Below are 12,521 nucleotides of genomic sequence, written 5' to 3' on the forward strand. Positions count from 1 at the left end.
GTCTTTCCCATGGACGAGTGCAATATTCACGGCCTCTCAGATATCGGCCCCGATGAGCTGGTCCATCAGACGCGAGGGTTCCGAACACCCTGCTTCTCCCACCACCCGCGCCGGCACGCCGGCAACCGTGGTCTTCGGCGGAACGGGTTTCAGCACCACCGATCCGGCGGCAATACGCGAGCAGCTACCGATCTCGATATTGCCGAGAATCTTGGCGCCTGCCCCGATCATCACGCCATTGGCGATCTTCGGATGGCGGTCTGCCCCCTCCTTGCCGGTGCCACCAAGCGTCACGCCATGCAGGATGGAAACGTTGTCGCCGATAACGGCGGTCTCACCAACCACCAGTCCGGTGGCATGGTCGAGGAAGATGCCCTTGCCGATGCGCGCGGCCGGATTGATATCCGTCTGGAAAATGCTCGACGAGCGGCTCTGCAGATAAAGCGCCAAATCCTTGCGACCTTTCTGCAGCAGCCAGTGGGCAAGGCGATGCGTCTGGATCGCCTGGAACCCCTTGAAATAAAGCAGCGGCTCCATGAAGCGCGTGCACGCCGGATCGCGGTCGTAAACGGCCTGAATATCGACGCGCAGCACACTTCCCCATTCCGGCCAGTCCTCCAGCATGTCCTGGAAGGTCTGGCGCAGAAGCACGGCCTGCATGTCGGGATGATCGAGGAGCTCGCAGATACGGTAGATCACACATTCTTCGAGAGAGCGGTGATTGAGGATCGTCGAATAGAGAAAGGCTGACAGCAGCGGGTCCTGCGCCGCAGCGCTTCGGGCCTCATTCAGCAGGCTGCCCCAGATCGGATCGACGATCGCCAGCTGTTCAGGCTGACGGGCCTCAGTACGTGCGACCATGAATGGTCTCCTCGTTTGCAGTGGTCGTTCTTTATACAAAAAAAGACGCGCATTAGAAATGGGATTCGAATGACGACTTTAAAGACGGCAATGCTTCAGTTTTTCTTCATGCAGCATAAAAAACCGTTTCTTGCCATCCTCAGCGTTGCCGCATTTGTGGACGGAAAACCGGGCTCCGCTTTTCTGGAAACTTTTCAGATCAAAGAGAGCGGTAAAACTTCAGCACCGCCGCCTTGAACACCCGGTCGCCAACGGCCAGCATATGGTCACGGCCGGGGATGTCGATCGCCCGCGCATGCGGCATGATCGCGGCCAGCTCCGCACCCGATCCGGCGATGTCGTCCTTCGTTCCAACCGCGATCAGCGTAGGTGCATCGATCTTTTGTGCCTGTTCGCGCGTGACGAGAACCCGCGAGGTCTCGATGCAGGCGGCAAGCGCCAGCCGGTCGCTTTTCGTCTGGTCGGCAAAGGCGCGGAACATGCGGCCGCGCTCATGGGTGACTACATCGAGCGAAGGGGCAAGCAGCGCCTCGGCGATCGGATCCCAGTCTCCCACGCCTTCCACCATGCCGATGCCGAGCCCCCCGAACACCAGCGACCGCACGCGTTCCGGATGAGCCATGGCCAGAAAGGCGGAAATCCGTGCGCCCATGGAATAACCCATCACATGCGCTTCCGCGATGCCGAGATGATTGAGCAGCGCCACTGCATCCCCTGCCATGACCGGTGGATAATAAGCCTCGGAATCATGCGGCTTGTCACTTGCACCATGGCCGCGATTGTCGATGGCAATCACCCGGTAACCCGCCTCTCCCAGCGTCTTCACCCAGCCGGGATGCACCCAGTTGACGTTGGCGCTGGAGGCGAAGCCGTGGATCAACAAAACCGGATCACCCGCCGGATCGCCCTCGTCGAAATAGGCAAGGCGAAGGCCGTCATGGGAAAAATCGGAAAATTGCGGCAGGTTGAGATTCATCAAGGACATCCTTTTTGCCGGACCATATGGCAGGAAAGCGCAAGATTGAACATGTTTTGCTGACGATTTTTATGGAGATGCAATGCGTTTGAGGCTACATATCCGCAACGACGAGCCGATGCGAGAAGACGGATTGCGGCTCGATAACGATATTGCATTTGGAGACGAACATGGCCGGGCATTCCATTCCCCACTTCCAGAACGATGGCGGACACAGCGTGATCGAGATCGGCGTCAAGGAATTCATGTGCACCGGCGCTTCCGTGCCCTTCGATCATCCGCATATCTTCATCGATATGGGCGACGACAATGAGAAGGTCTGTTCCTACTGCTCCACCCTTTACCGTTACAATCCGTCGCTGAAGGCCGAGCAGACCAATCCTCCGGGCTGCGTTTTCCATGTGAAGGCCGCCTGACCTTCCACTCTTCCTGATCGGGGCGCATCATGCCCATAAAATCCGTAGCCATTATCGGTGCCGGCATTGCCGGTCTCACCGCTGCCCTTGCTTTTGCCCGGCACGGTATAGACTGCGACATCATCGAACAGGCCGGCGAGCTGGCGGAAGTCGGCGCCGGCCTGCAGCTTTCCCCCAATGCCGCCCGCATTCTGGCGACACTCGGCGTCCTGCCTGACATCGAGGCCCGCTGGACCGAACCGGTCAGCGTCGACCTCGCCTCCGGAAAATCGCTGGCCACGCTGCTCTCCCTGCCAATGGGCGCGGTCGCCCGCAGCCGCTGGGGCGCACCCTATGGGGTGTTGCACAGATCGACGCTGCAAAGCGCGCTTATCCAGGCGGTGACACGCACCCCCCTCTGCCGGCTGCACCTCGGCAAACGTATCGAAAACGCCACTGTGGATGTCATTGCCGCAACGACGTTTCGTGATCACGATCTGATCGTCGGCGCGGACGGCGTCTGGTCCACGGCCCGTTTTGCCGTGCCTTCCGCGCCCACCGCCACCTTCTCCGGCAATGTCGCCTGGCGCTTCACCGTCGCCGCAGACGAGGTGCCATCCGCCTTCAACAAAACCGCCGTCACGGCCTATCTCGGCTCCCGTGGCCATATCGTTGCCTATCCGCTGAAGGAAGTCGGAGGCTTCAACATCGTCGCCATCGCGCTCGGCGCCGATCCCGGTGCGACGTGGCGGGCGGAATCGAGCGGGCGGCAGAAAGCCCTGTTGCTGGAACAATTTCGTGGCTTCAGCCCTGACATCGTTCGATTGCTCGCTTCGTCTGAAAATCCGACCTTCTGGCCGCTCTATCAGGCCGGTCCCGGCCGCTGGCACAATGGTCGCGACACCGTGCTGATCGGCGATGCCGCACACGCCATGATGCCTTTCGCCGCCCAGGGTGCGGCCATGGCAATAGAGGATGCGTTCGAACTTGCGGGAACGATGGCAGGTAGTAACGGCGAAAAGCCCCTGCCCGTGCCACAGGCCCTCGCCGTCTTCGAGTCGCTGCGCCTGCCGCGCATAGAAAAGGCCCGCAAGCGGGCCTCTCTCAATCGTTTTGCCTATCATGCCAGCGGCCCGGTGCGGATTGCACGGGACCTGGTGTTTTCCACCCGTCCCCCGGAAGCTTTCCTGAAGGACTTCGACTGGCTCTACGGCTATCACGCCAGGGGCTGACGGCTGGGATCAGACCCCGGCCGCGGCTGAAAAACCGGCATCGAGGTCTTTCTTGAGATCGGCGATATCCTCAAGCCCGATCTGCAGACGGATGACCGGTCCTTCCGACGGGCCCTTCGCAATGGTCCTGTCGATGAGCGATACCGAAACCGCAAGCGATTCGTAGCCGCCCCAGGAATAGCCGAGCCCGAAGAACGTCAGCGCATCGAGGAAGGCAGATGCCGCCTGCTTGTATTTGCCCTCTTCCGCCTTCAATACGAAGGAGAAAACACCGCTTGCACCCTTGAAATCACGCTTCCAGAGTTCATGCCCGGCAAAGCTCGGCAAGGCCGGATGCAGCACGCGCACAACGTCGTCGCGACCTTCCAGCCATTGAGCGATATCCAGCGCGCTCTTCTGATGGTGTTCCAGCCTGATGCCCATGGTGCGCATGCCGCGCAGGATCTGATAGGCATCGTCAGGGGTGACGCAGATGCCGAGATTGGTATTGGCCTGATAAAGCGCCTTCCAGTGCTTTTCATTGGCCGAAACGAAGCCCATCAGCACGTCGGAATGGCCCGAGGGATATTTGGTGGCGGCGTGAATGGAGACATCGACGCCAAAATCGAGCGGCTTGAAATAAAGCGGCGTCGCCCAGGTATTGTCCATCGTCACCACGCAATCATGCCGGTGAGCGATGTCAGTGATCAGCCGGACATCCTGAATCTCGAAGGTGTTGGAACCCGGCGCTTCCAGATGCACGAGCTTCGTATTCGATCGGATAAGCGCCTCGATGCCAGCCCCGATCGCGGGATCGTAATACTCCACCTCCACGCCCAGCTTCTTCAGCATGGTGTTGCAGAAACGGCGGGTCGGGAAATAGACGGAATCAACGACCAGCGCATGATCGCCAGCACCGAGATAGGCAAGGAACGGCACGGTAATCGCCGCAAGGCCCGAAGGCACGAGAATGGTTCCGAAGGAACCTTCCAGCTCGTTGACCAGATTGCAGAGAGCGTCCGTCGTCGGCGTACCATGGGTGCCATAGGTGTATTTCTGGTTTTCGGTCGAAAGCGTCTCCGCATCGGGAAAAAGCACGGTCGAGCCACGCACGATGGGAGGATTGACGAAACCGAAACAGTCCGCGGGATCGTTGCCGCCATGGGTCAGGCGCGTATTCACACCTGCGGCGGAACGCAGGTCATTGGTCTTGGTCATTTCAGATCAGCTTTCGAAGGAACAGTGACGCGTGCGACAATGCTGAGAGCACACCGCAAGGTCAAGTCCCGCGAAGAGCCTCGAGGCGGGCCAATTGATCCATCATGGAGCAGCATACAAGAAGTATACAAAATTCGTGCAAGTGCATTTTCTCGCAAAAATATGCTTATATTTTCACCCTTTGCACACTTCCCGACCAAAATTTGGAAAATTCCGTTTTATAGGCACAATTATTGTCCCCACGTCTTGACCCCGCTGCCAATTGCGATTGTGATAGAAAAAGCGGATCGAAAAGGTCTTGCTGAAGGGGGAGCTGGGGTAAAAGAAAACATGCCGGTCCTCTTCCATCGACGATAACAAACAAAGGTTGGGAAAAATGAAAAAGGCAATTCTGTCGGCCGCTATCGGCGCAGCAGTTTTGGGAGGAGCCTCGGTCGCTTCGGCTGCGACGCTTCAGGATGTGAAGGGCAAAGGTTTCGTCACCTGTGGCGTCAGCGCCGGCATTCCGGGATTTTCCAATCCCGATGACAAGGGTGAATGGTCCGGCATCGACGTGGACTATTGCCGTGGTATTGCCACAGCGGTTTTCGGTGACCCTTCCAAGGCGAAGTTTGTAGCTCTTTCGAGCAAGGACCGATTCCCGGCTCTCCAGTCCGGTGAAGTCGACGTTCTGACCCGTAACACCACCTGGACGATCAGCCGCGACACGTCGCTCGGCTTCAACTTCCGTACCGTCAACTATTATGACGGCCAGGGCTTCATCGCCAAGAAGGGCCTCAACGTGAAGTCCGCCCTTGAGCTTTCCGGCGCCGCCGTCTGCGTTCAGACCGGCACGACCACCGAGCTCAATCTCGCCGACTATTTCAAGACCAACAATCTCCAGTACAATCCGGTCGTTTTCGAAAAGGAAGCCGACGCAACTTCCGCTTATGATTCCGGCCGTTGCGACGTCTACACCACCGACCAGTCGGGCCTCTATGCCATCCGCCTGAAGCTGAAGAACCCTGATGACAACATCGTTCTGCCTGAGGTCATCTCCAAGGAGCCGCTCGGACCGGCCGTTCGCCAGGGTGACGACCAGTGGTTCGACATCGTGACCTGGGTTCATTACGCCATGGTCAACGCCGAAGAACTTGGCATCACCTCCAAGAACGTCGACGAACAGAAGACCAGCGCCAACCCGGACGTGAAGCGTCTGCTCGGCACGGAAGAAGGCACCAAGATCGGTACCGATCTCGGCGTCGGCAATGACTGGGCCTACAACATCGTCAAGCTGGTGGGCAACTACGGCGAAGTCTTCGACCGCAACGTCGGCGCAGGCTCTCCGCTGAAGATCGAGCGTGGCCAGAACGCGCTGTGGACCAAGGGCGGCCTGCAATACGCACCGCCGGTCCGTTGATCGGCCCCATCATCGGCTAGATCACGACGGGAGGCTGGGCAACGCCCGGCCTCCATTTTAGAATTATATAAATAAGCTCGCAAAGAGCATATAAAAGGGAAAGGTGCCTATGGCAGGCAACGCGGTCAGTTCGCAACGATCGCGCGCGCAAAGCGCGTCGTCACTTATCAACGATCCACGCATACGCGGCATTTTCTATCAGGTCCTGACAGTCGTCATCCTGGCCGCCTTCGTCTGGGTCATCGTGACGAATACGATCACCAATCTTCAACGGTCAAACATTTCGTCCGGCTTCGGCTTCCTTAATGGAAGAGCCGGTTTCGACATCGGCCAGTCGCTGATCGCTTATACGAGCGACTCGACCTATGGCCGGGCTCTGCTCGTTGGTATTCTCAACACGATCCAGGTCGCATTTTTTGGCATCATCGCCGCCTCGATCATTGGTTTCATCGTCGGCATCGCCCGGCTGTCCAATAACTGGCTGATCTCGAAGCTCGCGCAGGCCTATGTGGAAATCTTCCGCAACATCCCGCCGCTGCTCGTCATCTTCTTCTGGTACAAGGGCGTCATCTCGGTTCTGCCGCAGGCGCGCGATTCGCTGGAGCTGCCACTTGGAAGCTATCTCAACAATCGCGGCTTCTTTTTTCCCAAGCCCCTCTGGGGAGAAGGCACCTGGCTGATACCGCTCGCCTTTCTGGTCGCAATCGTCATCAGCTTTTTCGTTTATCGCTGGGCAAAGGCGAGACAGGAACAAACTGGCCAGCAATTCCGCACCGGCATCACGGCCGCACTTCTCATCATCGGCCTTCCGGCCGCGACATTTCTGGCGCTTGGCTCACCGCTGACATTCGACTTCCCGATTGCCGGGCGGTTCAACCTGTCGGGCGGCGCGGTCGTTGCACCTGAATTCATGTCGCTCTTCCTCGCTCTCTCCTTCTACACCGCCTCCTTCATCGCCGAAATCGTTCGCGGCGGCATCAAGGCCGTGGCGAAGGGCCAGACGGAAGCTGCCGACGCGCTCGGACTTCGTTCCAGCACCACGACGCGCCTCATCGTCGTTCCGCAGGCGATGCGCATCATCATTCCACCGCTGACAAGCCAGTTTCTCAACCTCACCAAGAACTCCTCGCTCGCGGTCGCGGTCGGGTTTGCCGACATCGTCTCCGTCGGCGGCACGATCCTGAACCAGACGGGTCAGGCCGTTGAAGTCGTGGCGATCTGGCTGGTCATCTATCTCTCGCTGTCCCTGCTCACGGCCGTGGTCATGAACTGGTTCAACGCGAAAATGGCTCTGGTGGAGAGATGACGATGACAATCAGCAACCATGCCTTCGTGCGCCAAACCATTGAAGAAGCCCGCCCCGCGCCATCGAGTGCGGTCGGGGTAACCCATTGGCTGCGCACCAAACTCTTCGCCACGCCCAAGGATACCGTTCTTACCGTCCTTGCCATCGCCCTTCTCGTCTATATTTTGCCGCCGATCATCGAGTGGCTGTTTATCGACGCGGTATGGACCGGTAGCGACCGCCTTGCATGTCTCACCGCCTCTCAGGGCGGTGCGTTGCCGGACGGACAGTCCGGCGCCTGCTGGGCCTTCGTTTCGGCGAAACTCGGCCAATTCGTCTTCGGCCGCTACCCCATAGACGAGCGCTGGCGTCCGATCCTCGTGATGGTGATGTTCACCATTCTGTTGATCCCGATGCTTATTCCGAAAGCACCGTTCAAACGCCTCAACGCGCTGGCGCTTTTCATCATCCTGCCCTTCATTGCGTTTTTCCTGCTCATCGGCGGCGTCTTCGGCCTGCCTGTGGTCGAAACGCAGCTCTGGGGCGGCCTGATGGTCACGCTCATCCTGTCCTTTTTCGGGATCACGGTGTCGTTGCCCTTCGGCATTCTTCTCGCCCTTGGCCGGCGGTCAAACCTGCCTGTGATCAAGATGCTCTGCGTGCTCTTCATTGAAGTCATCAGAGGCATCCCGCTGATCACCGTGCTGTTCTTCGCCAGCATCATGCTGCCGCTGTTCCTGCCCGATGGATGGACCTTCGACAAGTTCCTGCGCGCGCTGGTCGGCGTGTCGCTGTTCTCGTCTGCCTATATGGCGGAGGTGATCCGTGGCGGTCTGCAGGCCATTCCCAAGGGACAATATGAAGGTGCCGACTCACTCGGCCTGAACTACTGGCAGAAAACGAGACTGATCGTGCTGCCGCAGGCACTGAAGCTCGTCATTCCGGGCATCGTCAACACCTTCATCGGGCTTTTCAAGGACACGTCGCTGGTCTCGATCATCGGTATGTTCGACCTGCTCGGTATTGTCACACTCAACCAGTCGGATGCGAACTGGGCGACGCCTGTCACCGCCATGACTGGCTATATTTTCGCAGGCTTCGTATTCTGGATATTCTGCTTCGGCATGTCGCGTTATTCGCTGTTCATGGAACGGCACCTCGACACCGGGCATAAACGATAAGGGACGCTCAAATGGCAGAAACCCAAGCAAAAAAACTGGCCGTCTCGACAACGGACGTGGCAATCGAAATCACCGGCATGAACAAATGGTATGGCGATTTCCACGTATTGCGCGACATCAACCTGAAGGTCATGAAGGGCGAGCGCATCGTCATCGCCGGTCCTTCCGGGTCGGGCAAGTCGACCATGATCCGCTGCATCAACCGGCTGGAAGAACACCAATCTGGTTCCATCCAGGTTGATGGCATCGAGCTTACCAACGACCTCAAGAAGATCGACGAAGTGCGTCGTGAAGTCGGTATGGTGTTCCAGCACTTCAACCTCTTCCCGCATCTGACGATCCTCGAAAACTGCACGCTGGCGCCGATCTGGGTTCGGAAGATGCCCAAGAAGGAAGCCGAAGAAGTGGCGATGCACTATCTGAAGCGCGTCAAGATACCCGAGCAGGCGCACAAGTACCCCGGCCAGCTCTCCGGCGGCCAGCAGCAGCGCGTGGCGATCGCCCGTTCGCTCTGCATGAAGCCGAAGATCATGCTGTTCGACGAACCGACCTCGGCGCTCGACCCGGAAATGGTCAAGGAAGTGCTCGACACCATGGTCAGCCTTGCCGAAGACGGCATGACCATGCTGTGCGTCACCCACGAAATGGGCTTTGCCCGCCAGGTCGCAAACCGCGTCATCTTCATGGACCAGGGCCAGATCGTCGAACAGAATTCGCCTGCCGAGTTCTTCGACAATCCGCAGCACGAGCGCACACGGCTGTTCCTCAGCCAGATTCTGCATTGAGACTGCGGTCTTCATCGCACCCTCCAGCGGGGCCGTTTCGGCCCCGTTTTCGTTTAAGGCGATAACTCCGCTCCAACATTAGGCGTCATCCCCGAGCCACTTCAGTGAATCACCGCCGTCGCCCATAAGGGTGTTCCGCATGTTTCTCTAAACGCGAAAAGCGCTTGTGCCGCACAATCGATCGCCATTTAACCATTTGTTACGAAACAAGAATCCTTGTTTTTCAGACCTTTTGGCGGTCCATGTCATTTTTTTGTCAAATCATGCATTTTTCCGCTTGCAGACCTTCGGGAGCCTGACTATAAGGGCGCCACACCACAAGCGCACGCGCCCTTCGTCTATCGGTTAGGACGTCAGATTTTCATTCTGAAAAGAGGGGTTCGACTCCCCTAGGGCGTGCCACTTGCCTTCGTGTTCCCCCTCTCCAAAGATTTGAACCCGACGTTCAACGTCGCGAATTTGTCGCGCGTCAACATTGCTGCGGAACCGATTCCCGCGCGGCACGTTAGATTGCCGTCCCCCCGATGGAAGGCAAGCCGGACGAAATGCCATCGGTCAAATCAACCGGCTTGCCTTTCCACTCACTTCGACTACAGCGCCCGTTCGTACCGGACTGCGGCTTGATGCCAGCTTAGGGTTAGGAAGCCGTCTACCCGGCATCGTACGAGACGCATGCAAATCGTCGGTCCACGGCGATAGGGGCGATATTTCAAGGTCTTGACCAGGTCCGTCGCAGTTTTCCACAGCCCTTTCAGCGTCCATAAAAAAACTCGTCTCGAAGCAAGAAAAATCAATTTTTCCGCTTGCAGACGTTCGGGAGCCTGACTATAAGGGCGCCACACCACAAGCGCACGCGCCCTTCGTCTATCGGTTAGGACGTCAGATTTTCATTCTGAAAAGAGGGGTTCGACTCCCCTAGGGCGTGCCACTTGCTTCTCCCAGAAAATCAATAGCCTGCATCAAGATGTTCACGCATCGCGTAAACACACTGGCGCATATTTGATCTGCCCGTTCAGGGCAATGTTTCAGTAAAATTCAGAACTGTTCGGAAGCCCCGTCAGGGCGCGAAAGCCGCATCCAGCACGCGCAGTTGGACGCGCCTCTGGCCCTGCCAGAGATCGGCACCCACTGTGCCTGCCACGTGGATGTTCCTGCCGCGCGCATTCAGCAGCATCTGCCCCAGAGGCGCTTCGGCAGCGCGAAAGGCGATACCGTCCAGCCGCGAGCCATCCATGGCCTCCAGCGTGATCTTGACGTGTGCTGTGCCCACAAGCCGAACATCGCGCAGGCGATGCGCCGGCACGGCAAAGATCGGCTGCGAATGACCCGACCCATAGGGACCCGCCTGCTCCAGCTGATCGACAAGCTGCAATGTCGCGCCCGAAGCGCCGATGGCGCCATCGATCTTCAGCACGCTGCTTTCAACCAGCTCGTTCACCGTCTTTGCGGCCGCTTCTTCAAAGAAAGTCCTGAGCTTGCCGAGATTGGCACGCTCCACCGTCAGGCCGGCCGCCATGGCGTGACCGCCGCCCTTGACCAGCAATCCCGTCTCCACGGCAGCGCGCACCATGCGGCCCATATCGAAGCCGTTGATCGAGCGGCCAGAGCCGGTGCCCTTGCCGGAAGGATCAAAGGCAATGGCGAAAGCCGGACGGCGGAAACGGTCCTTCAAGCGCGAGGCAAGCAGGCCGACGATGCCTGGATGCCAGTTCTCACGCGCCGTGACGATGACGCCCGCACCCGAGCCGTCGCCATATTCATACAGCGCCTCGGCTTCGGCCTCCGCCAGCATCGCCGCTTCCATGGCCTGCCGCTCGCGGTTCAACTCGTCCAGCCGCTCGGCAATCACCTCGGCTTGCGAAGAATCATCGATGGTCAACAAACGACTGCCCAGCGCGGCGTCGCCAATGCGGCCGCCGGCATTAATGCGCGGCCCGATCAGGAAACCGAAATGATAAGGGGTAACAGGCCCGCCCAGTCCCGCCTTCTTGAACAGCGCCGCAAGTCCCGCATTGTTCATATGCCGTGCGGCAATCAGGCCCTTCACCACATATGCGCGGTTCAGCCCCTTCAGCGGCACCACATCGCAGACCGTCGCAAGCGCGACGATATCAAGCAGCGACAGCAGATCGAGCGTGAAGGCCTGCCGGTTGCGTCTGTCCTTCAGCAGCCGCAACGTGGCCACCAGCACGAGGAACACCACGCCGGCGGCACAGAGATGCCCCTGCCCCGAAAGATCGTCCTCGCGGTTGGGGTTGACCAGCGCCACGGCCGGCGGCAGTTCCGTGCCGACCTGATGGTGATCGATCACCACCACATCCGTTCCGGCGTCCTTCGCGGCCTGAAGCGACTCATGGCTGGTGGAGCCGCAATCGACCGTCACGATCAACGTCGCGCCGTTGGCGGCAAGCTGCTGCATCGCCGCCGGGTTCGGCCCGTAGCCCTCGAAAATGCGATCGGGAATATAGATCTCCGGCGTCAGCCCGAAATGCGCGAGAAAGCGATACATCAGCGCCGAAGAGGCAGCGCCATCGACATCGTAATCGCCGAAGATCGCCACCTTCTCGCCGGTCTCGATGGCACGCACCAACCGCTCGGCGGCCTTTTCGCAATCGGTCAGCATATGCGGATCGGGCATCAGGGAACGGATGGTGGGATCAAGGAACGCCAGGGCGTCATCGACACCGACGCCGCGCCCGGCCAGCACCCGCGCAATCAATTCGGGAATGGCATGTATCTGGGACATGGCAAGCGCGCGGTTCTGCCCGGCCTGATCCAGCCGCGACACCCAGCGCTGCTCTGTCGCCGACCGCTCCACGCTTAAAAACGCGCGGGCCACGGTATCGGCCGGCTCCAACATTGCCATCCTGTCCCTTCATCCTGTCGTGCGCGTTCCGCGCCTTGGTTAGAACGGGCTAAATGGCGAAGGCGCGTTTTTCAAGCAAAAACGCGCCTTGATGGAGTCACACCGAGAAAATCGAGAAAAACGGGCTGACAATCGACACAGCGCCGACCAGCAGCAGCAGCGAGAAGACGGCGAGTGAACACCAGTTGCGCTCATGCTCGGCCATATCGAATTCCATGCTGCGAATATTGTCGTTGGCGGTGTGCGGCCGCGCCCGGTGATGGGTAGCCAGCATGCTTGCGCGCTTATTGTCCTTGAACAGGATGATCGATGTCACGGCCACGCCTCCCTCGCTTGGTGAACGG

At 58.9% G+C, this 12,521-nt stretch carries 11 protein-coding genes and 2 tRNA genes; 8 read left to right on the forward strand and 5 right to left on the reverse strand.

Features of this window, described 5'->3' with window-relative positions; all coding sequences use genetic code 11:
* Nucleotides 1-36 precede the first annotated feature (36 nt).
* Together cysE and NYR50_RS05975 are read right to left on the reverse strand one after the other, a co-directional pair.
* Nucleotides 37-861, reverse strand: coding sequence for a serine O-acetyltransferase (gene cysE, locus NYR50_RS05970; RefSeq protein WP_006316316.1), 825 nt, complete (start codon nucleotides 859-861; stop codon nucleotides 37-39).
* Between the two features lie 199 nt (nucleotides 862-1,060).
* Entirely contained in the window at nucleotides 1,061-1,837 is a 777-nt protein-coding gene (locus NYR50_RS05975; protein ID WP_418137078.1) for an alpha/beta fold hydrolase, read from the reverse strand.
* Nucleotides 1,838-2,007: 170 nt separating this feature from the next.
* Here NYR50_RS05975 and NYR50_RS05980 point away from each other — a divergent pair, with 170 nt between their 5' ends.
* Both NYR50_RS05980 and NYR50_RS05985 read left to right on the forward strand, forming a co-directional pair.
* On the forward strand, nucleotides 2,008-2,253 hold the full coding sequence (locus NYR50_RS05980; RefSeq protein WP_003495891.1) for a zinc-finger domain-containing protein: 246 nt from the start codon (nucleotides 2,008-2,010) through the stop codon (nucleotides 2,251-2,253).
* Between the two features lie 29 nt (nucleotides 2,254-2,282).
* Nucleotides 2,283-3,464 carry an FAD-dependent monooxygenase gene (locus NYR50_RS05985; RefSeq protein WP_418137079.1) on the forward strand — a complete coding sequence of 394 codons (1,182 nt, stop codon included), beginning with the start codon at nucleotides 2,283-2,285 and terminating at the stop codon, nucleotides 3,462-3,464.
* A gap of 9 nt (nucleotides 3,465-3,473) precedes the next feature.
* Here NYR50_RS05985 and NYR50_RS05990 read toward each other — a convergent pair whose 3' ends face one another.
* The gene (locus tag NYR50_RS05990; RefSeq protein ID WP_418137080.1) at nucleotides 3,474-4,661 is read right to left on the reverse strand and encodes a cystathionine beta-lyase; all 1,188 of its coding nucleotides are present in this window, start codon (nucleotides 4,659-4,661) and stop codon (nucleotides 3,474-3,476) included.
* A gap of 376 nt (nucleotides 4,662-5,037) precedes the next feature.
* On the opposite strand from NYR50_RS05990, the gene NYR50_RS05995 reads away from it, so the two are divergent.
* From NYR50_RS05995 to NYR50_RS06020, 6 genes are all read left to right on the forward strand, one after another.
* Entirely contained in the window at nucleotides 5,038-6,060 is a 1,023-nt protein-coding gene (locus NYR50_RS05995) for an amino acid ABC transporter substrate-binding protein (protein WP_418137081.1), read from the forward strand.
* A 109-nt stretch (nucleotides 6,061-6,169) separates the two neighbouring features.
* Nucleotides 6,170-7,366 carry an amino acid ABC transporter permease gene (locus NYR50_RS06000; RefSeq protein ID WP_418137082.1) on the forward strand — a complete coding sequence of 399 codons (1,197 nt, stop codon included), beginning with the start codon at nucleotides 6,170-6,172 and terminating at the stop codon, nucleotides 7,364-7,366.
* Between the two features lie 2 nt (nucleotides 7,367-7,368).
* Nucleotides 7,369-8,526 carry an amino acid ABC transporter permease gene (locus NYR50_RS06005; protein WP_174008510.1) on the forward strand — a complete coding sequence of 386 codons (1,158 nt, stop codon included), beginning with the start codon at nucleotides 7,369-7,371 and terminating at the stop codon, nucleotides 8,524-8,526.
* Between the two features lie 11 nt (nucleotides 8,527-8,537).
* On the forward strand, nucleotides 8,538-9,311 hold the full coding sequence (locus NYR50_RS06010; RefSeq protein ID WP_306018692.1) for an amino acid ABC transporter ATP-binding protein: 774 nt from the start codon (nucleotides 8,538-8,540) through the stop codon (nucleotides 9,309-9,311).
* Nucleotides 9,312-9,638: 327 nt separating this feature from the next.
* Nucleotides 9,639-9,713: transfer RNA gene (locus NYR50_RS06015), tRNA-Glu, on the forward strand.
* A gap of 451 nt (nucleotides 9,714-10,164) precedes the next feature.
* Nucleotides 10,165-10,239, forward strand: a tRNA-Glu gene (locus NYR50_RS06020).
* A gap of 129 nt (nucleotides 10,240-10,368) precedes the next feature.
* On the opposite strand, the gene recJ is transcribed toward NYR50_RS06020, so the two are convergent.
* Nucleotides 10,369-12,177, reverse strand: a complete 1,809-nt coding sequence (gene recJ, locus NYR50_RS06025; protein WP_418137083.1) for a single-stranded-DNA-specific exonuclease RecJ — start codon at nucleotides 12,175-12,177, stop codon at nucleotides 10,369-10,371.
* A gap of 97 nt (nucleotides 12,178-12,274) precedes the next feature.
* Nucleotides 12,275-12,499: a hypothetical protein gene (locus NYR50_RS06030; protein WP_167305577.1), complete on the reverse strand. Its 225-nt coding sequence runs from the start codon at nucleotides 12,497-12,499 to the stop codon at nucleotides 12,275-12,277.
* Nucleotides 12,500-12,521 lie beyond the last annotated feature (22 nt).

This window comes from Agrobacterium sp. El2ro-1b (assembly GCF_048298475.1).
Classification (GTDB): Bacteria; Pseudomonadota; Alphaproteobacteria; order Rhizobiales; family Rhizobiaceae; genus Agrobacterium; species Agrobacterium fabrum.